The organism is Gordonia metallireducens, from assembly GCF_021245825.1.
Classification (GTDB): domain Bacteria; phylum Actinomycetota; class Actinomycetes; order Mycobacteriales; family Mycobacteriaceae; genus Gordonia; species Gordonia namibiensis.
On sequence record NZ_JAJQJP010000052.1, the window covers coordinates 96,852 to 119,015 of the forward strand.

General features: G+C 68.2%; 17 protein-coding genes. 5 read left to right on the forward strand and 12 right to left on the reverse strand.

From position 1 onward, the window contains the following. Positions 1-2,586, forward strand: coding sequence for an aminopeptidase N (gene pepN / locus LQD00_RS20125; protein WP_232719102.1), 2,586 nt, complete (start codon positions 1-3; stop codon positions 2,584-2,586). 52 nt (positions 2,587-2,638) lie between these two features. Here pepN and LQD00_RS20130 read toward each other — a convergent pair whose 3' ends face one another. From LQD00_RS20130 to LQD00_RS20150, 5 genes are all read right to left on the reverse strand, one after another. Continuing rightward, positions 2,639-3,133, reverse strand: coding sequence for a DUF5994 family protein (locus tag LQD00_RS20130; RefSeq protein WP_232719103.1), 495 nt, complete (start codon positions 3,131-3,133; stop codon positions 2,639-2,641). Beyond that, the gene (locus LQD00_RS20135) at positions 3,130-3,534 is read right to left on the reverse strand and encodes a hypothetical protein (RefSeq protein WP_005198919.1); all 405 of its coding nucleotides are present in this window, start codon (positions 3,532-3,534) and stop codon (positions 3,130-3,132) included. The genes LQD00_RS20130 and LQD00_RS20135 overlap by 4 nt, the downstream gene beginning before the upstream one ends. Positions 3,535-3,814: 280 nt before the next feature. Then, the gene (locus LQD00_RS20140; protein WP_232719104.1) at positions 3,815-4,249 is read right to left on the reverse strand and encodes a hypothetical protein; all 435 of its coding nucleotides are present in this window, start codon (positions 4,247-4,249) and stop codon (positions 3,815-3,817) included. Between the two features lie 142 nt (positions 4,250-4,391). Beyond that, positions 4,392-5,078, reverse strand: coding sequence for a response regulator (locus LQD00_RS20145; RefSeq protein ID WP_232719105.1), 687 nt, complete (start codon positions 5,076-5,078; stop codon positions 4,392-4,394). Beyond that, positions 5,075-6,640, reverse strand: a complete 1,566-nt coding sequence (locus LQD00_RS20150) for a sensor histidine kinase (RefSeq protein ID WP_232719106.1) — start codon at positions 6,638-6,640, stop codon at positions 5,075-5,077. The genes LQD00_RS20145 and LQD00_RS20150 overlap by 4 nt, the downstream gene beginning before the upstream one ends. Before the next feature lie 177 nt (positions 6,641-6,817). On the opposite strand from LQD00_RS20150, the gene LQD00_RS20155 reads away from it, so the two are divergent. Then, on the forward strand, positions 6,818-8,218 hold the full coding sequence (locus tag LQD00_RS20155) for a cation:dicarboxylate symporter family transporter (protein ID WP_232719107.1): 1,401 nt from the start codon (positions 6,818-6,820) through the stop codon (positions 8,216-8,218). Between the two features lie 193 nt (positions 8,219-8,411). Next, complete coding sequence (locus tag LQD00_RS20160; protein WP_232719108.1) at positions 8,412-9,476, forward strand: fatty acid desaturase family protein; 1,065 nt, start codon at positions 8,412-8,414, stop codon at positions 9,474-9,476. 91 nt (positions 9,477-9,567) lie between these two features. Here the strand turns inward: LQD00_RS20160 and LQD00_RS20165 are convergent, their stop codons facing one another. The 3 genes from LQD00_RS20165 to LQD00_RS20175 form a co-directional block, all read right to left on the reverse strand. Continuing rightward, positions 9,568-10,062 (reverse strand): DUF5130 domain-containing protein, encoded by a 495-nt coding sequence (locus tag LQD00_RS20165; RefSeq protein WP_006866759.1) that lies wholly within the window; start codon positions 10,060-10,062, stop codon positions 9,568-9,570. Then, a complete protein-coding gene (gene ctaJ, locus LQD00_RS20170; protein WP_232719109.1) occupies positions 10,049-10,297 on the reverse strand; it encodes an aa3-type cytochrome oxidase subunit CtaJ in 249 nt (82 codons plus the stop codon). The genes LQD00_RS20165 and ctaJ overlap by 14 nt, the downstream gene beginning before the upstream one ends. Before the next feature lie 152 nt (positions 10,298-10,449). After that, positions 10,450-11,049: an HNH endonuclease gene (locus LQD00_RS20175; RefSeq protein WP_232719110.1), complete on the reverse strand. Its 600-nt coding sequence runs from the start codon at positions 11,047-11,049 to the stop codon at positions 10,450-10,452. A 150-nt stretch (positions 11,050-11,199) separates the two neighbouring features. Between LQD00_RS20175 and LQD00_RS20180 the strand changes: the two genes are divergently transcribed. Then, entirely contained in the window at positions 11,200-11,628 is a 429-nt protein-coding gene (locus LQD00_RS20180) for a globin (protein ID WP_232719111.1), read from the forward strand. Between the two features lie 98 nt (positions 11,629-11,726). Beyond that, complete coding sequence (locus tag LQD00_RS20185) at positions 11,727-13,760, forward strand: glycoside hydrolase family 13 protein (protein WP_232719112.1); 2,034 nt, start codon at positions 11,727-11,729, stop codon at positions 13,758-13,760. A 7-nt stretch (positions 13,761-13,767) separates the two neighbouring features. Here LQD00_RS20185 and LQD00_RS20190 read toward each other — a convergent pair whose 3' ends face one another. From LQD00_RS20190 to LQD00_RS20205, 4 genes are all read right to left on the reverse strand, one after another. Next, a complete protein-coding gene (locus LQD00_RS20190) occupies positions 13,768-14,454 on the reverse strand; it encodes a hypothetical protein (RefSeq protein WP_232719113.1) in 687 nt (228 codons plus the stop codon). Further along, positions 14,454-14,924: an acyl-CoA thioesterase gene (locus LQD00_RS20195; protein WP_232719114.1), complete on the reverse strand. Its 471-nt coding sequence runs from the start codon at positions 14,922-14,924 to the stop codon at positions 14,454-14,456. Before LQD00_RS20195 ends, LQD00_RS20190 begins: the two co-directional genes overlap by 1 nt. A 116-nt stretch (positions 14,925-15,040) precedes the next feature. After that, positions 15,041-17,323, reverse strand: coding sequence for a molybdopterin-dependent oxidoreductase (locus LQD00_RS20200; RefSeq protein ID WP_232719115.1), 2,283 nt, complete (start codon positions 17,321-17,323; stop codon positions 15,041-15,043). Between the two features lie 79 nt (positions 17,324-17,402). After that, entirely contained in the window at positions 17,403-22,145 is a 4,743-nt protein-coding gene (locus LQD00_RS20205) for an NAD-glutamate dehydrogenase (protein ID WP_232719116.1), read from the reverse strand. Positions 22,146-22,164 lie beyond the last annotated feature (19 nt).

Here is a 22,164-nt window from a genome sequence, read left to right on the forward strand (position 1 = left end):
GTGACTGCCCCGAACCTCACCAGAGACCAGGCCCGCGAGCGCGCCGCGATCGTCGACGTGTCGAACTACCAGATCGAACTCGACCTCACCGACGGCAACGGTTCGCCCGGCACCCAGACGTTCAGATCCACCACGACGGTCACGTTCACCGCGACCGAGGGCGCCGAGACCTTCATCGACCTCGTCGCGCCGACGCTGCACTCGGCGACGCTCAACGGCGTCGAGCTCGACGTCTCCGGTTTCGACGAATCCGTCGGCATCGCCCTGCCCGGGCTGGCCGCGGAGAACACCCTCACCGTGGTCGCCGACTGCGCCTACTCGAACACCGGTGAGGGACTGCACCGCTTCGTCGACCAGTCCGACGACTCGGTGTACCTGTACTCCCAGTTCGAGACCGCCGACGCCAAGCGCATGTTCGCCTGCTTCGATCAGCCGGACCTCAAGGCCACCTACACCCTCACGGTCACCGCACCCGAGGACTGGAAGGTCATCTCGAACGCGGCACACGTCGAGACCACCGCCGCCGAACCGGGTATCCACCGCTTCCGCGAGACAGCGCCGATGAGCACCTACCTCGTCGCGCTGATCGCCGGGCCGTACGCCGAGTGGACCGACGTCTACTCCGACGACCACGGCGACATCCCCCTGGGCATCTACTGCCGCGCCTCGCTGGCCGAACACATGGACGCCGACCGGCTCTTCACCGAGACCAAGCAGGGATTCGCCTTCTACCACAAGAACTTCGGGATCCCCTACGCCTTCGGCAAGTACGACCAGCTGTTCGTGCCCGAGTTCAACGCCGGCGCGATGGAGAACGCCGGCGCGGTGACCTTCCTGGAGGACTACGTTTTCCGGTCGCGCGTCACCAAGTACCTCTACGAGCGTCGTGCCGAGACCGTGCTGCACGAGATGGCGCACATGTGGTTCGGCGACCTCGTCACCATGCAGTGGTGGGATGACCTGTGGCTCAACGAGTCCTTCGCCACGTTCGCCTCGGTTCTCTGCCAGTCGGAGGCCACCGAGTACACCAACGCCTGGACGACGTTCGCCAACGTCGAGAAGTCCTGGGCGTACCGGCAGGATCAGCTGCCCTCGACCCACCCGGTCGCCGCCGACATCCCCGACATCGCCGCCGTCGAGGTCAACTTCGACGGCATCACCTATGCCAAGGGTGCCTCGGTGCTCAAGCAGCTCGTCGCCTATGTCGGTGTGGACGATTTCCTCGCCGGTCTGCGCGACTACTTCGCCGCCCACGAGTTCGGCAACGCGACGTTCTCGGATCTGCTGGGGGCACTGGAGAAGTCGTCCGGTCGTGACCTGTCGGACTGGGGCGACCAGTGGCTGCGCACCACCGGCATCAACGTCATGCGACCCGATTTCGAGGTCGACGAGTCCGGGGCGTTCACCCGGTTCACGATCGTCCAGGACGGCGCCGCCCCGGGCGCGGGCGAGACCCGCGTACATCGGCTCCGCGTCGGCATCTACGCCGACAACGGTTCCGGCGCCATCGAACAGACCCGAAGCGTCGAACTCGACGTCGAGGGTGAGCGCACCGACGTGGCCGACCTCGTCGGCGTGAACCGCGGAGACCTGGTGCTGCTCAACGACGGTGACCTCACCTACGCGTCGATCCGCCTCGACCCCGAGTCACTGGCGACCGCGACCGCACGCATCGGAGACATCACCGACTCCATGCCCCGCACCCTGGTGTGGTCAGCGGCGTGGGAGATGACCCGCCAGGCCGAGATGCGCGCCCGCGACTTCGTCGAACTCGTGCAGCGCGGGATCGCATCAGAGACCGAGATCGGTGTGGTGCAGCGTGTCCTGATACAGGCGACCACCGCGATCGAGTCCTACGCCGACCCCGCTTGGGTGTCCTCGACCGGTCGGCCCGCATTCAGCGCCCGGCTGCTGGAACTCGCACGGGGTGCCGACGCGGGCTCCGACCACCAGCTCGCCTTCGTCAACACCTGGCTGGCCGGCAAGCTCAACGACGACCAGGTCGACGTGGTTCGCGCACTTCTCGACGGTGCGGACCCGGCCGAGCAGGGCCTGGACGGTCTCGCCGTCGACACCGACCTGCGGTGGAAGCTGGTGCGCGCGTTGGCAACCGCCGGCGCGATCGACACCGACGCGGGTTTGACCCCGACCATCGACGCCGAGGCCCAGCGCGACAACACCGCCACCGGCACCCGCCAGGCCGCCGCGGCGCGTTCGTCGCGACCGCTCCCCGAGGCCAAGGCCGACGCGTGGTCGCAGGCGATCGACGACGATTCGCTGTCGAACATCTACACCCGCACCATGATCGAGGGCTTCGCGCGGCCGGGTCAGGGCGAGCTGCTCGAGCCGTACGTCGAGAAGTACTTCGAGGCGATCCCCGAGGTGTGGGCGCGCCGTTCGAGCGAGGTCGCCCAGACCGTCGTCATCGGCCTCTACCCGAGCTGGGCGATGACGCAGCATGCCCTCGATCTCGCCGAGGAGTTCGTCGCGGGTGACCATCCGCCAGCCCTCAAGCGGCTGATCTCCGAAGGCCGTGACGGCGTTGCACGTTCGCTGCGAGCGCGCGAGTTCGACGCGCAGGGCTGAGGTTTCAACGAATCGGCCTCGCCCCATCGGCTCACCTGGAGTCTGCGCCCGATCAACCGATCGGTGTCGTCGTCTCTTGGGTGTCCCACGCCGGTGGGGCGTGACCGGTCCGGTGTCCGTCGGCGACAGCCGCCGATGCGATGAGAGTCTCCGCGGACTGGGTGTTGGTCCGTTCGGCAGCACGCATCATCATCCCGTGCGCCGCGTCCGGATCTGTCTCCGGACCGAGGACGGCAAGCGTCAGTGTCCCGCTCGGACAAGAGAATCGAACTTCGCCGGGCGCCCACGTGGCGAAGCCCTCCAAGTGCACCGACCGGCCGTCGACCCCAACCTTCCGGTTCGGCTGGGTATCCCAGTCGGCGATCCGGTAGCCGACCCGTTCGAGCCGCGGCAACCGGGTGTCGAGTGCTTGTGCGATATCCGGGAGCTCCGTTGCCAGGTCGCGTGTTCGCGGCCACCACGCGCCATCGACTGCCCCCCGAACCGAATCGGCGGGCTTGAGCCGCAACCGCAACCGGCGAGGCGGATGCGCGGTCGGCGCGTTCACGCCCTGCTACCCAACGGGTGGCGCCAGGTACGCGGAGCGTGGCGCGACCGGTTCGACGACGTTACAGCGACTGTGTTCGCCGGGCCGTTCGCGTTCTCCGCCCGGTCGTGGTCGAGGGCGGCGACGCGTTGCTCGGACCGTTTGAGGTCGCGGCGCGCGACGTGCCCGCGGCGCGAGGACCGCCTCGCCCCCACCAGGATCATGGCCAACCCCAGCATGCCGAGCGCTCCCAACACCACACCGTGGAGTAGAAGAGCACCCGTGGTTCCGCTCACGTGGTAGCCGAAGACGGCGAAACTGTCAGGTGCGAGACCGTTCGCACTGCCGTTGTTGGCGAGAAAACCGGCCGCCGTCGCGATCACCGCGGCGACCAGGATGATGACTCCGATGATGACTGTCATGACATCAGCTCTCTTCTTGGATCCGGGACCGCCGGGTTGTTCCGGCTCCCGGCGAGTTCGGAGGGGACCGCTGTACCAATCGATTGCTTTGCGGCACTGCGAGATCGGTCATTGCTGATGATCACGTCATTCTCCAGCTCGGTCACCGCGTCGACGATCAGGGAACGCAGGTCACCGACCATGGCCGCGGTGTCGTCATCGGTTCGGCCGGCCCGGGAGTGCGCGAGGAGTCGCTCGTTGAGCCGGCGGGCAATGGGAGGTAGATCGAGGCGTGCGGACATCAGGGTTCCCGTCTCTGGTTTTCGAACAGGACATCTGACAGGGTTCCGCCACCCTCGACAGTCCTCATCACCTTTTCCCAGACGTCCCCGGCGCGGACCTTGAGAACATCTGTGGCGAGCAGGATCACCGGGTGCGAGTCGGCTTCGAGAACCGCAGTCCGTGAATGACGGTCCCGCCGGAGGGTCCGGCAAGCGAGGACGTCACCGACGACGTCGCTCATATCGTTCGTAGCCGCGCTGGTCGCGGGATGGAACTGGACATCCCATTCGGCGAGCAGGTCGCCCGGCACGTCGCGCGAATCCTGCTCTTGGATCCCGCTCACGATTGTCTGAGGCCTCGACGAGTGACCCGGTCGGGCGCGGTGATAGTCGCGTATGTGCCCGAAGAGGCGGCTGCGCGGAAGCGAGTCGAGAATTCGAGTGGTGGTGATCATGGCATTCGCCTGACTCGGTCGCCGTCTGGATGCGGCCGAAGTGACCGGGGCCGCCAACAGTGATTCTCTCGGCGTGCAACCCGACGAAATTCAGTCTACGCCGTTTGTCCAGCACCAACGCCATACCGCGTACCGATGGCGCTCACCGGCGGGCCCGCCTCCACCGATACCGCACCTGCGGCCGACCGGCCGAGCCGTACTGGGTGTCGCGGCCGAGGACGCCGTCGTCGGCGAGTCGCTCCAGATATCTCCATGCGGTGACGCGCGAAGATCCCAGCGCGCGAGCCACTTCCGATGCGGTGAGCCCGTCGGCACTGTCGCGCACGGCCCGACACACCGCATCCTCGGTCTGCGGTGCCGACCCCTTCTTCGTCGACCGCCGGTGATCCCCGGTACGCAACTCGGCCAGTGCCCGGTCGACGTCGCGCTGACTGACCGCCTCCGCCTCACCGGTCAACGCCTCCCGATATCGCAGATACTGTTCGACCTTCTCGCGGAAGGCCGCGAACGTGAACGGCTTGAGCAGGTAGAGCAGCACCCCGCGCGACATCGCGTCGCGCACGGTCGGCAGGTCTCGCTGCGCGGTGATGGCGATGACGTCGGGGGCCGGGCGCACCCCGGACAGCGCGGAGGCGAGGTCGGTGCCGCGGGCGTCGGGGAGACCGAGGTCGAGCAGCACCAGGTCGACGCCATGCGTCCGTGCGGAGCGCAACGCCTCCTGCGCGGTCGTCACCGCGCCGACGACCTCGAAACCGCCGATGCGTGCGAGGTAGTCGCGGTGCGCCTCGGCGATCACCGGCTCGTCCTCGACGATCAGTACGCGGATCATCGGGCCTCCCCCGTTCCCGACTGCGCCGCCCGGATACGCACGGTCACGACCGAACCGTAGGTGTTCTCGGCGGTCAACGTCCCGTGGTGCCGGGAGACGACCTGCGAGACGAGGGCGAGGCCGAGTCCGCGGCCGGCGTCGTCGCCGCCGGACTTGGTGGAGTACCCCCGGGCGGTCGCGCGCCGGAACAGTTCGTCGTCCATCCCGGGTCCGCTGTCGGCGACGACGATCTCGAGCGCCTCATGGTCTCCGACGACCCCGACCTCGACCCACGGGTCGTTCGGATCGCAGGCGTCGAGGGCGTTGTCGACGAGGTTCCCCACCACGGTGATCATCTCGCGCGAAGACAGGATCTGGGTGGCCTCGTCGCTCACCTGCGAATCCTCGGTGAGCGAGAACGCGATTCCCCGTTCGGCCGCCTGCGTACTCTTCCCGAGGAGCAACGCGACCAGCGCCGGCTCGGCGACCGCCTGGGCCATCTGATCGATGAGGTGTTGGGACAGTTCGAGTTCGGTGGTCGCGAGTCGGACCGCTTCGTCCGGCCGCCCCATCTCGACCAGTGCGACCAGTGTGTGCAGCCGGTTCGCGGACTCGTGAGCCTGGGAGCGGAGCGCCTCGGCAAATCGGGTCATCGAATCCAACTCTCCCATGGCCTCGGCCAATTCGGTCCGGTCGCGGATCGTGACGACCGACGAGCCTCGTCGTCCGGACACCGGCGAGCGACTGACCAGCAGTACCCGTCCGCCCTCGGCGTGCAACTCGTCGGACACCCCGTCGCCGCGGGTCAGGAAACCCGGCAGTTCGCTTGCGGGGGTGCCGGTTCCGATGCCGAGCAGGCGGTGCGCCTCGGCGTTGACCAGCGCCGGCCGACCGTCGGAGACGACGATCAGGCCCTCGCGGACCGCGCGCAGCACCGCGTCGTGGTGGTCGTACATCAGACGCAGGTCGTCCGGGGCCAGTCCGCCGGTCTGCCGCAACAGTCGGCGTCGGATCCACCAGACGCCGGCAGCTGCGGTCAACAGGGCCGCCAGGGCGGTGACGGCGATCCGAGGGAGCTCCCCGCGCCAGGTCGACGTGAGCGAACGCTGGGTGATCCCGGCGGCGACCATCCCGATGATCCGGCCGTCGGGACCCCGGACCGGGGTGATCGTCCGGATGGACGGGCCGAGGGTGCCGGTGTAGGTCTCGGTGATCGTCTCGCCGCGCAGGGCCGCGTCGATGCTTCCGATATAGGGCGCACCGATCAGGGACGGGTCGGTGTGGGTGTAGCGCGTCCGGTCCGGACCCAGCACGGTGATGAAGGCGATGCCCGTCTCCCGACGGACACGGTCGGTGACCGACTGCAGGATCGCGCTCGGATCCGGCGAGGTGAGTGCGGACACCGTCGAGGGCGCCTGGGCGAGGCTGACCGCCACCGCGGTGACCTCGTCGCGGGCGGCCCGGTCGCCGTCGACGCGAGCATCGATTGCCGCGAGCACACTGCCCGCGACGACCACGACGGCAACGACCGTCAGCGCGAGCGCCGCCACCTGACCGGCCAGCGTCCGCGGAAACCACCGCATGCTCGGCCCCTAACTGCGTCGCGAGTGCGTGACTCGCCGTGTCGTGTTTGGCAAAGCCCCATATCGGGCTATTCCCCGGCAGCGGTGAACGTAATGAACAGAACCGTGACGGTGGTCACCTGGTCGGTTCACAATCCTAACCACCCATGTTCCCGGTACACGAGGAGAGAACTGCCGATGAACGTAGACCCGAAGGCCGGTGACGAGACGACGGAAGCCGAGGCCCCACGGGCCAAACGCGACCGTACGCACTGGCTCTACATCGCGGTCATCATCGCGGTGGTCGCCGGTGTCACCGTCGGCCTCGTGGCCCCGGAGCTCGGCAAGGACCTCGGCTGGTTGGGCACCACGTTCGTCGCTCTGATCAAGATGATGATCGCGCCGGTCATCTTCTGCACCATCGTGCTCGGCATCGGATCGGTGCGAAAGGCCGCGACCGTCGGCAAGGTCGGCGGCCTCGCCTTCGTCTACTTCCTCGTGATGTCGACGGTCGCACTGGCCATCGGACTGGTGGTCGGCAACCTCCTCAAGCCCGGCGAGGGTCTCGACATCGACTCGGTCTCCGGCGAGGGCTCCAAACTCGCCAAGGAAGCCCACGAGTCGGGCGGCACCATCGACTTCATCCAGGGGATCGTCCCGGAGTCGATGCTCTCGGCACTGACCGACGGCAGTGTGCTGCAGGCGCTGTTCGTCGCGCTCCTGGTCGGCTTCGCGATCCAGGCGATGGGACGCACCGGCGAGCCGATCCTGACCGCGGTCTCCTACTTCCAGAAGCTGGTCTTCAAGGTGCTGACCATGGTCCTGTGGGTCGCGCCGATCGGCGCGTTCGGCGCCATCGCAAACGTCGTCGGCCAGACCGGATGGGCAGCGGTGCAACAGCTTCTGACCCTGATGCTCGCTTTCTACCTCACCTGCCTGGTCTTCGTGTTCGGCGTGCTGGGCGTCCTGCTCCGGACCATCGCCGGCGTGTCGATCTTCCGCCTGGTGCGGTACCTGGCCCGCGAGTACCTGCTGATCTTCGCGACCTCGTCGTCGGAGTCGGCCCTGCCGCGACTCATCGCCAAGATGGAACACCTCGGCGTCGAGAAGACGACCGTGGGTGTCGTGGTGCCCACCGGGTACTCGTTCAACCTCGACGGAACCGCGATCTACCTGACCATGGCGTCGATCTTCATCGCCGACGCGATGGGCGACCCGCTGTCGGTCGGCGAGCAGATCGGTCTGCTCGCGTTCATGATCATCGCGTCGAAGGGCGCCGCCGGCGTCAGCGGCGCGGGACTGGCGACCCTCGCCGCCGGACTCCAGGCTCACCGCCCGGAGATGCTCGAGGGCGTCGGCGTGATCGTCGGTATCGACCGGTTCATGTCCGAGGCGCGTGCGGTCACCAACTTCTCCGGCAATGCGGTGGCGACTCTCCTGGTCGGTTCCTGGACCAAGACGGTGGACAAGCACCAGGTCGACGAGGTGCTGGCCGGTCGGGTCCCGTTCGACGAGTCGAACATGGTCGACGACGACCTCAACTCGACCGGGGCCGCGACCCACGAGAAGGCGCTCGAGGGTTCCGCCCCACGCTCCTGAGCGTTGACCTGGGCAGGCCCGGCCCGCGCCATCACGGCGCGGGCCGGGTCCGTCGACCGGAATCGTGGCATGATGGGCCTCGCCCCTTGATGCATCGCAATCCCGGTTCATGTCTCTCGTGACGCGCCTCAGTTCCGAAAGCTGATCCCTCCGGCGTACCTGGCACCAATCAGAAGGCCAGAGGTACGCACTCTTGTCCCTTTCAACTGTGTCGCAGGCCCGTGACAACAAATTCGTGAGTTCCTACACCGAACTCGCGGCAGAGGTCCGCGCATCAGGACTGCTGGACCGTCGGCGCGGGTTCTACGTCGCCCGGATCGGATTGACCGTCCTCGCGTTCGTCGGGATCTGGACGGCGGTGATCCTGCTCGGCGACACCTGGTGGCAGATCGTGCCCGCCGCTCTCCTCGCCGTGGTGAGCACCCAGTTCGGCTTCCTCGGTCACGACGGCGCCCACCGCCAGATGTTCGCCTCCGCCGGGGCCAACGAGTGGAACGCGCGGATTCTCGCCGCCGCGGGAGCCGGTCTCTCCTTCCACTGGTGGCGCAACAAGCACAACCGGCACCACAAGGCCCCCAACCAGGTGGGCACCGACCCCGACATCGCCGATGGCCCCATCGCCTTCGTGCCGGCCGTCGCGGAGAAGCGGACGGGCCTGTACGGCTGGTTCACCAGACGCCAGGGTTGGTTCTTCGTTCCGCTGCTGACCCTCGAGGGTGCCGCCCTCCATGTCGCGAGCCTCCAGGGCCTCGCCGCACGCACCGCGGTCCCGCACCGCGCCGTCGAGATCGCATTGATCCTGCTGCGCCTGCTCCTCGGTGTCGCGGTTCCGTTCCTCGTGATGTCACCCGGCCTCGCGATCGCCTTCATCGCGGTCCAGCTCGCCGTCTTCGGGCTCCTGCTCGGCGGGTCGTTCGCGCCGAACCACAAGGGCATGCCGCTGGTTCCCAAGGACATGCGCGTGGACTTCCTGCGCCGGCAGGTCCTGATGTCGCGCAACATCCGGGGTGGCCCGACCACCGACTTCATGATGGGCGGGCTCAACTACCAGATCGAGCACCATCTGTTCCCGAGCATGCCGCGGCCCAACCTCAAGAAGGTGCAGCCGCTGGTCCGGGCGCACTGCGCGCGTCACGGCGTGCAGTACACCGAGACCTCGCTGGTCGGGTCCTACGGCATCGTGATCCGCTACCTCAACCAGGTCGGGCTCGGGGATCGCGATCCGTTCACCTGTCCCCTGGTCCGCATGTACCGCTGACCCGACACCCGACCGGGCACAACGACAGACGCGACCACGAAGAAGGCCGCCCCACCCGGAGGTGGAGCGGCCTTCGTCGTGGTCTGCTGGACTAGCCTGCTGCGGCGGCAGTCGCCATCACACGCAGCGACGCGATGAGGCCGTCGATCAGGTTGCCCTGACGGAAGCCGGTGACCGCTGCGGTCACGCCGAGTGCGGCGACGCGGTCGTTGACGCGGCTCGACACCTCGCTACCGGAGACGATGACGACGTCGCGCGTGTTCGGCGACACCGCGATCAGCGTGCCGTGGGCGGGCTCGGGAGCCTTCGCCAGGACGGCACGGGCGCTCGCGTCGAGGTCACCGTCGAGATCGCCGATGTAGACCGAGAAGCGCACGAGAGCCTTCTCGCTCGCGGCCTTCAGGGTGTCGTCGAGAGCGATCAGATCCTTCTTGCTGAAGGGCGGCGTCGACGGGGTGTCACCCGGGTAGCGGGCCGCCGAGATGCGTCCGCTGTTGGTGATCACGGCGCCCAGCGGAAGTTCGGCGGCCGAGCGGGCCGCGACCTCTGCACTCACGTTCGCGTGCGAAACCTCACCACTTGCCACTTGCCGAGCTCCCATCAACGTCGCCGGGTTCCGCGTGCCGCGGAAGTGCCATCGGTTCGATGTCGGTGGCACTGAAGAGAAGCGGAGCATGCTCCCATTGCTGATCGAGGGTGTACTCCTTGACCTTCGGGTACTTGACCCCGCTGGAGAACACCATCGCGACAACGCAGAGCACGACAAAGAGCACCGTCACGATCGTGACTGGCACTCCGATGGGGACGATCAGGCTGTCCATGTCACCCTTTCGATGGTCGCGCCGGACCAGGCCGGTTGTCGGCACAGGTCATCGTTGATCAATCTAGCCCACATCACACGGCCCGGTGCAGCGACCCCTACAGCGCGTCGTAGACAGTTCCCGGACGGCAATTCCCGGCGTGTCCACGCGCCTCATGCGGCACCTGCGTCGATGTACTGCATCCAGGCCGGATCGATGTCCTTGACCGCGGCGATGAGCCCCCAGTGCCGGCCTTTCGGTGCGACCGGCCGGTTCCGCAGCGTCCAGCCCAGTTCGCTGAGCAGTCGGTCGGCCTTGCGGTGATTGCACGACGCACAACACGCCACGCAGTTCTCCCAGTTGTGCGCGCCTCCCCGGCTACGCGGCACGACGTGGTCGATCGTGGTGGCGGGTTTGCCGCAGTAGCCGCAGCGGAACCGGTCCCGATGCATCAGCGCCGCCCGGGTCATCGACACGGACGCGCGGTACGGGACCCGCACATAGTTGCGCAGACGGATCACCGTCGGCACCGGGACCTCCGTCGCGGCCGAGTGGAACGCTCCCCCGGACTCGTCGGCGTGGACCATGTCGGCGCGTCCACGCAGGATCAGGACGACGGCGCGGCGGATGGTGACCGCACTCAGCGGCTCGTAGGTGGCGTTGAGCAACAGCACCCGGCGGCGTGTCCGCGGCCGAGACCCGGCCGTCTGCGAGGCGGCACCGCCGTGCAGCCTCGTCACCTCGCCCGTCTTGTGATGTGACCGGTGCGTCATTCGCCCTCCCGCCAGGTCGGCGTGAACAGGTTGACCTGCACAAGTTCACCACGGACACCGACCTCGTGCACGGAAAATCCGCGGCAAGACCCCCCGTCCGGGACCCACCGGGGGCCCGCGACGTTGAGGCACCCCTCGGTCGTAGGGACAATGGCGGCTGTGACTGGCGAATCCGGCAACTCCCCCGACCCGGCCCCGCGGAGCTTCTACGAGGAGATCGGCGGCGCGGAGACGTTCCGACGACTCACCGCGGTCTTCTACACCGAGGTGGCGAAGGACGAGGTGCTCCGCCCGCTGTATCCCGAGGAGGACCTCGGTCCTGCCGAGCGACGGCTGCGGATGTTCCTCGAGCAGTACTGGGGCGGTCCGCGGACCTACTCCGAGGAGCGCGGCCATCCGAGGTTGCGCATGCGCCACAACCCCTATCGGGTCGGCCCGATCGAGCGCGACGCCTGGCTGCGGTGCATGCACACCGCGATCGCCTCGATCGACGACGAGACCCTGGACCCACCGCATCGGCAGGCGCTCGTCGACTACATGGAGATGGCCGCCCAGTCGATGATGAACTCACCGATCTGAGGGCGCAGGAGTCCTTCTGCTTGCTGCCACCGACTCCCGACACGCCCACGACGCGCCGATTGACCAGGATTTCTCGCCGAAAACTCAGGTAGGGCAGAATGGCCACGGTGAGCGATGAGACACCAGATGTTGTCCCCGCCGAGCCATCTGACGGGGGTCAGACCGACGGCGCACACACCGACGTACCGGAGACCACGGGTACCGAGGGCAACGTGAGTGACTTGTCGGGAGACACCCCCGAGATCGCCGGAGACGCATCGGATGCCGAGACCGGCGACGCCGTGAGCGCCGTTCCCACCCAGGACGCCGCGGCGGCCGACGATCCCGAAATCGTCGATCGCGCAACCACAGACACCGCAGACGCGGATCCGGAAGCCGTCGATCCCGCGACGACCGACCCGGAGGCCCTCGACGACGAGGCCATCGAGGCCGAGGCGGATGCCGAACTCGACCCGGACGCCGATCTCATCCCGGATGCCGAAACCGCCGCCGCACGAATCGAACCGGCCACCGTGTCGGTGCCACAGCTGGACCCGACCGACACCACGTGGTGGAAGTCCGCGGTCTTCTACCAGATCTATCCGCGGTCGTTCTGCGACGCGAACGGCGACGGCGTCGGCGACCTCGCCGGTGTCATCGGCAAACTCGGATATCTCGAACTGCTGGGCATCGACGCGATCTGGCTCAGCCCCATCATGACCTCCCCGATGGCCGACCACGGATATGACGTGGCCGATCCGCGCGACATCGACCCGCTCTTCGGCGATCTCGCCACCTTCGACGCCCTCATCGCCGAGGCCCACGCCCGCGACATCCGGGTGACGATGGACCTCGTCCCCAACCACACCAGCGATCAGCACGAGTGGTTCCAGGCCGCGCTCGCCGCTGGTCCGGGCAGTCCGGAACGCGACCGGTACATCTTCCGCGACGGTCGCGGTGAGAACGGCGACGAGCCACCGAACAACTGGCACAGCATCTTCGGCGGGCCGTCGTGGACCAGGGTCACCGAGGCCGACGGCAGTCCCGGCCAGTGGTACCTCCACATCTTCGCCGCCGAGCAGCCCGACCTGAACTGGGAGAACCCCGAGGTCTTCGAAGATCTCGAGAAGACACTGCGGTTCTGGCTCGATCGCGGGGTCGACGGTTTCCGGATCGACGTCGCGCACGGGATGGCCAAGCCCGCCGACCTACCCGACATGGATCTGACCAAGACCGCGCTGCTCTCGAACGACGACGACGATCCGCGGTTCAACAACTATGCGGTGCACGACATCCACCGGAAGATCCGCAAGGTCCTCGACGAGTACCCGGGCGCAGCGAACGTCGGCGAGATCTGGGTGAACGACAACGAGCGGTTCGCCGAGTACCTGCGCCCCGACGAACTGCATCTGGGTTTCAACTTCCGACTCGCCAAGGCCCCCTTCGGCGCCGAGGCCATCCGGGAGGCCATCGAGAACTCGCTCGACGCGGTCCTGTCGGTGTCCGGGACGCCCACCTGGACGCTGTCGAACCATGACGTCACCCGAGAGGTCACGCGGTACGCCCCCGTCGACCCCGCGACCGGCGAACTCGATCTCGAACGCGGGACGCGCCGCGCCCGGGCGATGCTCGTCGTCGAGATGGCCCTGCCCGGTTCGATCTTCCTCTACAACGGTTCCGAACTCGGCCTGCCCAATGTCGACGACCTGCCCGAGGAGTCCCTCCAGGATCCGGTGTGGGAGCGGTCGGGTCACGCCGAGCGGGGCCGCGACGGATGCCGGGTTCCGTTGCCGTGGCAGGGCACCGAGCCGCCGTTCGGTTTCAGCTCGTCGGCCGACACCTGGTTGCCGATGCCGGAGTCGTGGCGGTCGCTGACCGCCGAGGTCCAACTCGAGGACGTGGGCTCGATGCTGTCGCTGTACCGAGCGGCCATCGAATTGCGTTACGACCGAACGGAATTCGCCGGCGACTCGATCGACTGGTACGGGGCACCGGAAGGCTGCCTGGCATTCCGGCGGTCGGAGGGGTTCCTCATCTGCGCACTGAACGCAGGCGAGGTCCCGGTTCCGCTGCCACCGGGCGAGCTGCTGCTGATCAGTTCGCCGCTGGTCGACGGCATGCTGCCGCCCGACGCCGCCGCCTGGTTGGTCTGAGCAACGCCTAGAGAACCGTGACCGACAGGTCGCGGTGCCGCCGCTGGTACACCGATCCGTAGCGGGCGTCGACCCGGATCCAGGCCGCGGACAAGCGGATCCGGACCGGCTCGGCGGCATCGATGTCCTCGACCGGCGAGCTCTCGGTGACCGCGCGCCCGTCGCGGTCCCGGATGAAACCCATTCCGGTCAAAGCGAAGAGCGACCGCATGGTGACCGCCGCGCGCAGCGCACCGTCCTCGGTCGAGACCTCGAGCACGTCCTGGTCGAGCACACCCGTGGCGGGTCCGTGAGCACTTCCCTCCTCGCGCGCCACGCGGGCACCGTCGCGCGCGAGGCCGACGATGCTGCGCGCGGGCACATCGTCGACGTGTCGGTAGCCGACGGATGCGGGAAGTGCACCGCGCCAGGCGGAGTCGAGGGAGAATCCGGGATCGATCTGTTCACCCGCGGGCGCCGCGGCGAGCGCGGAGTGCAGCGTTGCGGCGTCGCAGACGATGTCGGCGGGTGCCACCCGCCCGGAGACCGCGCGGGTCGCGAGCACCTCGAATCCGGTGTGCGTCCAGAGTCCGACGAGACCGTCCGAGCGTGCGACGACGCGCACGACGGCGGCGTCGTCGAGCCGTTGGGCGTGGGCGAGGAAGGCCGACGCGTTGGAGCGATCGGACTCCGCGATCTGGATGAACCGTTCCATCAGCGCTGTCTCGCCGACGGGTCGTCGCCGCGGCGGAAGGAGTTCAGGTACTCCTTCTGTTCCGGGGTCAGCCGGGCGATGCGTTGGCCGGCGACGTCGAAGGCGACGAGCTGGGTGCTGGCGACGACCGCCGGTTTCGACGCGGGGTCGGCTCCGGCCGCGCGGACCTCGTAACCGACGGTGAAGTCGACGGCGCGCAGACGCTCGACGAACATGGTCACTTCGATGGGCCCCTCGGAATGTCGCAGCTGTGCCTGGTACTTCACGTGGAGGTCGGCCACGAGGCAGCCGTCACGCAGCGGCGCGGTGGGCCTGCCGTCGAGGAAGAGCCACGGGATGCGCGCCTCCTCGAGGAGCGTGACCATCCGGGCGTGGTTGATGTGCTGGTAGACGTCCATGTCCGACCATCTCACCGGAACCTTCACCACGTAGCCGTCGGCGGTTGCGGTCCCCGAGTCCTCGTTGAGCACGTGTGTTCCATCCCCTGTCGATCCGGATCTGCTGGTACGACGCCGGGCGCCGCGAGATCAACCCTACGCACGACGGGCCCGGCACCCCGGACAGGCGGTCACGGACCCGCGGGGGCTCAGGCGGGGCCGACCTCGACCCGCACGCCGTTGAGGACGACGGTCCCCGAGAGCGGGTCGAGCCGTGCGCCGTCGTTGAGGATGTTCACGTTCACCCCCGGCTCGGCGGCCGCCACCGACAGACGGGACCGGGCGTCGTCGTGTCCCCAACCGTGCGGCATCGAGGCGACGCCGGGCTTGATGTCGGTGGTGATCTCCACCGGGACGGTCAGCGACCCGCCCGCTCCGCGGACCGTCGCGGTGCCGTCGATGCCCAGTCGCGCCACATCGTCCGGGTGCATCTGCAGGGTGCACCGGTTGGTGCCCCCGGTGAGCGCGGGCAGGTTGTGCATCCAACTGTTGTTGGACCGCAGGTGCCGGCGTCCGACGAGGAGCAAGGACCGGTCGTCCGTCGGATGTTCGGCGTAGACCGCGGCGCGCAGCCGGCCGAGATCCCCGATCAGCGGGTCCGGGGCCAGCTCGACCTTGCCCGACGGGGTGCGGAGCACTCCGGGCAGACGCGGGCGCATCGGCCCGAGGTCGATGCCGTGCGGGGCCGCCAACACATCGGCGAACGTGAGGCCCTCCTGTGTCCCGAAACCGTCGCCGTACGCGCCGAGACGCAGCAGCATGTCCAGGCGGCGCTGATGACCCGGCGCATCGGGCAGCATCTCCACCAGCGTCTCGACGTCACGACCGGCGACCGGCGAATGCAGGTCGGTCACCTCCTTGGCCAGGGTCGCGGCGATGACCTGCTCGTCGACCAGGCCCGGATCGGCGTCGACGCCCACCCCGGAGAGCCCGAGGATCAGGCGGCACACGATGTCGATCTCGTCGGGTCGACCGTCGGGCAGTGGCAGCACTCGCGGCGAGTAGCGTGCGTTCGCGCGCACGGCGAGGTTGTTGAGGATCGCGTCGAAGTGCGGGCTCTGGGAGGGGCGAGGTGGCGGCAGGATGACATCGGCGTGCCGGGTGGTCTCGTTCAGATACGGGTCGACGCATACGACGACGTCGGCGGCATCGAGCGCCGCGGCCAGGCGGCCGCCGTTGGGCGCCGACAGTACGGGGTTGCCCGCGACCGTGACCAGTGCCCGCAGCTGTCCCTCGCCGGGCGTCTCGAACTCCTCGGCCATCGCCACGGCGGGCAACTCCCCCGCGACCTCGGGATGTCCCGACACCCGGCTGCGCCAGCGGCCGGTCCGGAATCCGCGCCCCGGCCGGGCCGGCCTGGGTGCGGGGGCGGTCGGCGCCGTCGGGAACATCACCCCGCCGGGCCGGTCGAGGTTGCCGGTGAGGACGTTGACCACGTCGATGAGCCAGCTGCCGAGGGTGCCGAACTCGACGACGGTGGTGCCCAGACGGCCGTAGACCGCCGCCGACGGTGCCGCCGCGATCTCACGGGCGAGCGCACGGATGTCCCCGGCCGGCACATCGCAGTACAGGGCCACCCGCTCGGGCGTGAGATCGGCTGTCTCGTTGCGCAATTCGTCGACGCCCTGCACGTGGGGCGCGATGCCGCCGAGGTCGTCGGCGACCAGCCCCTCGTCGAAGAGACAGGTGACGATGGCGGCCAGCAACGCCGCGTCTGTTCCCGGGCGCGGTGCGAGGTGGGTGTCGGCGAGGCGGGCGGTGCGAGTGCGCGCCGGGTCGATGACCGTGAGCCGCCCGCCGCGATGACGGAGGGCGGCCAGCTTGCCGGGGAAGTTCGCGGCGGTGGCCATGCTCCCGTTGGAGACAACGGGATTCGCGCCGATGATCACCAGGTGATCGGTGCGGTCGAGATCGGGAACCGCGAAGGTCCCGGCGTGGCCGAAGAGGTAACCCGACGCCGCCTGCTTGGGCATCTGGTCGAGGGTGCCCGCGCTGAACACGTTGCGGGTGCCGATGGCTCGCGCGAGCAGCGGCGCGTACATGGTGCCCGCGATGGTGTGCGCCGACGGGTTGCCGAGATAGAAACCGACCGACGACCCGCCGTGGGCGTCGATGACCGCGCGCAGACGCGTGACGGCCTCGTCGAGCGCCTCGTCCCAACCGACCTCGACGAACTGCCCGTCCCGTGCGACCAGCGGGCGTTCGAGGCGGTCCGGGTCGTTGTCGAGCTGCGGGAAACTCGCCCCCTTCGGACAGATGTAGCCCTGACTGAAGACATCCTCGGCGTCGCCGCGGGCACCGGTCACATGTTCCCGCAGGTGACTGTTCCCCTCGGCGTGTTCCTCGATCGGGCCGCCGTGGGTGTCGACGACGAGGGACAACCCGCAGGTCGCTTCGCAGAGCGGGCAGATTCGCGGTGCCGTGCGCGTCATGAGGTCAGGCTAGGCCCGGCATCGGGTCGGCGGGGCCGAACGGAGCAGGGGGCCGAAACGGATCAGGGGACACGACGAATCAGCGGATCACACTCCGGAGCTGTCGCGCCGCGACCGACAGCGTCGCAAGGTCGAGGGTCCCGGTCTCCTCGATCTCCCCGAGGACGCTGCGCAGGCGACCGAGCCGGTTCGACTGGGAGGACTCCCATTCGGCGATCTTCTCGACGCTCGACTCGTCGGGCTCACTGACCTCGAGGATCTTGAGGGTGAGCGCCCGTAGCGCGCCGTGCATGTCGTCGCGGAGCGCCAGTCGGGCGAGCGCGTGCCAGCGGTCGCCGTAATCCAGGTTCGACACCGCGGTGAGCAGTTCCTCGAGTCCGAAGTGCTCCATCACCGCGAAGTAGAGGTCGCCGACCTCTTCGGGATCGCGGTCGGAGATCTCCGCGGCGTCGATGATGTCGAGGAGGCAGAACCGGTGGAGACTGACGGCCACCGTCCGGGCGAGGTCGTCGGGGACCCCCTCGTCGACGTAGGCACGCACGCGATCGGCGATGTCCTTCGCGGAGCTCTCCCCCAGCCAGCCGTCGACGGCTGCGGACAACTGGGTGATCCGATCGGCGTAACGGGTGATCTCCGCGGCCAGGGCGAGCGGCTGCGGACGGAACGCGAGCAGCCACCGCGACGCCCGGAACAGCAGCCGGCGGGCGTAGAGCATCATCCCGTCGACGACCTCGGCCGGCGCCGGCGCGTGCCGGATGCCTTCGAAGACGTCGCCCATGCCGAAGATCAGGTTGGACACGACGTAGGCGCGGACACCTTCTTCGGTGGTGCACCCGGTGCCCTCGCTCAACCGGAACAGGTGCGTCATCCCGGCGTGATCGATGACGTCGTTGACGAGGGTCGTCGTGACGATCTGGCGGCGCAGCCGGTGGGAGTTGATCTGCTCGCTGTACGTCTCACGCAGGGCTTCCGGGAAGTAGCGGGCGACGCGCGGGGAGAACACATCGTTGTCGGGGAGATCGCTGGCCAGCAGATCCGACTTCGCCTCGAGTTTCACGTGCGCCATCAGGGTCGCGAATTCGGGCGAGGTGAGCCCGCGGTGCAACTCCCCGTCGAACCGTTTGCGGAGTTCACGCGCGTGCGGGAGCGCTTCGAGCTCGAGGTCGACGCCGCGTTCTCGTGACAGCTGGTCGAGCATCCGGGCATGGACCTCCACGCGCGTGAGTTCGAAGGTGCGGCAGAAGCCCAACTCGGAGTTCTGTGAGATGTTGTCGGCGAGAACGAGATCGGCGACGTCATCGGTCATCGACTCGAGCAGCGGGTTCCGGTCGTCGGGGTCGAGCACATCGCTCGACACCGCGGAGTCGAGCAGGATCTTGATGTTGACCTCGTGGTCGGAGCAGTCGACACCGGCCGAGTTGTCGAGTGCATCGGTGTTGATCCGGCCACCGGCGAGGTCGTATTCGATCCGCCCCCGTTCGGTGACCCCGAGATTGCCGCCCTCCCCGATCACCTTGGCGCGCACCTGATCACCGTCGACGCGGATCGCATCGTTGGACTTGTCGCCGACGTCCCCGTGGGTCTCCGCCGACGCCTTTATGTATGTGCCGATCCCGCCGTTCCAGAGCAGGTCGACCGGCGCGAGGAGGATCGCCCGGATCAGTTCGGGCGGTGAGAGTTCGTCGACGCCCTCCTCGATGCCGAGCGCGGCCGCCATCTCCGCACTGATGGGGATCGACTTGCGGTCACGGGACCAGACCCCACCGCCCGTGCCGATCAGATCGGTGTCGTAGTCGGCCCACGACGATCGCGGCAGCTCGAACAGACGTCGGCGTTCGCGGTAGGACCGGTCGGCGACGGGGCCCGGGTCGACGAAGATGTGCCGGTGGTCGAAGGCGGCGACGAGCCGGATGTGTTCGCTGAGCAGCATGCCGTTGCCGAACACGTCGCCGCTCATGTCGCCGATGCCGACGACGGTGAAGTCCTGCGTCTGGGTGTCGACGCCCATCTCGCGGAAATGCCGTTTGACCGATTCCCAGGCACCGCGGGCGGTGATGCCCATGGCTTTGTGGTCGTAACCGGCCGAGCCGCCCGAGGCGAACGCGTCACCGAGCCAGAAACCGTACGACTGGGACACCTCGTTGGCGATGTCGGAGAACGCCGCGGTGCCCTTGTCGGCGGCGACCACCAGGTAGGTGTCGTCCTCGTCGAGCCGGACCACGCCCCGCGCCGGGATGACCTCGCCGGTCGAGCGGTCGATGTTGTCGGTGATGTCGAGCAGACCGGAGATGAACTGTCGGTAGCAGGCGATGCCCTCCGCGCGCTGCGCATCCCGGTCGGCTGTTGCGTCACCGGTCGGCGCCGGCGGACGTTTGACGACGAATCCGCCCTTCGCGCCGAGCGGGACGATGACGGCGTTCTTGACCGCCTGTGCCTTCACCAGGCCGAGGATCTCGGTACGGAAATCCTCCTTTCGATCCGACCAGCGCAGCCCGCCGCGGGCCACCGCACCGAACCGCAGATGGACGCCCTCGACCCGGGGTGAGTAGACGAAGATCTCGTGCAGCGGACGGGGTTCGGGGGTCTGCGGGATCTCTCGGGGCCGGAGTTTGAACGAGATCACCGGGCGGTGCTCGCGATCCCCGTCACCGACCGTCACGAAGTAGTTGGTCCGTGACGTCGCGGTCATGACGGCGGCGAAAGCCGACACGATGCGATCGGCGTCGAGGCTCAGCACCGTGCCGATGTCGGCCCGTAGTTGCTCGCTCACCCGCTCGCGCCGTTCGGGGTCGGCGGCGGCCGGGTCGAAGGACGCGACGAACAGGTCGACCAGGCCGCGCGTGATCTGCAGCTGACGACCCAGAACATTCGCGACATGTGCTGTGCTGTAGGAGAATCCGCACTGCCTCAGGTACTGCCCGTAGGCACGCAGCATCGCCGCCGATCGCCAGTCCAGACCGCAGCGGATGATCAGCTCGTTGTAGTCGTCGACCTCCGCTGCGGCGAGCCAGATCTGACGGAACGCCTCGGTGAAGCGCTCCTCGAGGTCGTCGGCATGGTCGAGGTCCACCGACATCCCGGCGGCGAGTTGCACGATGAACTCGTAGGCCCAGCAGGCGGTGCCGTCGGACCGCCGGATCTCGTACGGATGCTCTTCGAGAACGTCGAGGCCGAGACTGTGCAGCACCGGTAGGACATCGGTGAGGGTCGCCGACTCGCCGCACAGGTAGAGGGTGAACCGCCAGCGGTGGTGGTCGCCCGGCCCGCGCTCCTCGGTGGCGTCGAGGGTCACCGCCAGCGCGCCCGGTTCGAGCGAGACGACGTGGATCAGGTCCTCGAGGGCGTCCTGGGGTTCGCGGATCTCCTTGTAGTCGTCCGAAAGTGAGGGCAGTTGCCGCAGAAGAAGTTCCGGTCCACCGGCAAGTGATCCGGAACGATCACCGAGGTTCGCGGCGAGTTCCCGGACACGTTCGTCCCAGCCGCGGATCGCCGCCGCGAGCGCCGCCTGCATCCGTGCGTGCGCGGGCGATCCGGTGTCCACCGATCCGAGTTCGGATGCGGCGCCCGGTTCGATGCAGACCAGCACCTGCAGGAGCGCGAGCGGCATCTCGCTCACGCGAGCCGTGTATTCGAGTGCGCTACCGTGCAATTCGTCCATGAGGGCACGTTCGAGGGCGAGCCGACTCTGGGTGTTGTAGCGATCCCGGGGTAGGTAGATGAGGGCGACCGCGGTCTTGCCGTCGGCGTTGGTGCGCACGAACAGTCGCAACGACCGGGTCGCGACCGCGTCGAGCATCTCGGTGACGCGACGGGTGAGTTCGTCGGTGGTGGAGGCGAACATCTCCACCACCGGATAGTTCTGCAGCAGCTCGATCATGGACTGCCCCGCGAAGGAGTCCTCGTCGACGCCGGCCCGTGCGAGCACGTCGTGCACCTTGGTACGCAGCACCGGGACGTCGAGCACGGTCTGGTGCAGACCGGAGGAGGTCAGCGTGCCGAGGAACCGGTGCTCACCGTCGTAGTTGCCGTGCGAATCGAACGCCGGAACCTGGAGCAGCACAGGGAAATTTGACCGTTGGATGCCGGTTGTGACGTAGACCCGGCTCGCCCGCGGGAGCAGGGGCCGCGTGGTCACCGCCGGGAAGTCCCGGTTGATGGAGTCGGTTCGCCAGACACCCAGCCGCTCGTCGCCCTCCCCGACGCCGTCGGTGCCCACCCTGGTGTAGCCGAGGGGATGGAAGTGGTTTCCGGCGAACCATTCGAGGAGCTTGGAGTACTCGTAGCGGTCGGTGTTGCGGATGCCGGTGGACTCGCGCACCGGCGCCACCGACAGGTCGGCCGCACAGGTTGTCATCCGTGACCGCATGCGGGCGGCGTCGTGGTCGACATCGCCCACCCGGAACACGACTTCGAGAAGATCCGAACGAAGTGCCTCCGGGTCGACGCCGGGATGTCCGGCGAGGCCGCCGACGAAAATCCACGACTCCCAGGCGGTACCGGACCCGTCGTCGATCGCCTCGAGCCGGCCGTCGGTGTCGCGCTGCACCGGCATGACCGGATGGTCCATGCGGTCGATGGAGAGGTCGTGGGCCTCGACGGTCGCCAGGACCGCCTCCACGAGCATCGGCATGTCGTCGTTGACGACGACGATCTCGACCGCGCCGCCCTCGTCGACGGCGACCTCGACCAGCGCCTGGCCGGGATCGCGCCGGGTCGCGACGTCAAGGTGACGCATCACCTGCTCGGCGGCGCTGTCCGCCCCGGAGCCTTCGGCCCGGGACTTGAAGTAGTGGTTCACCGCGTCCGGCACGAGTGACGTCACATCGCCGATGCTAGTCACC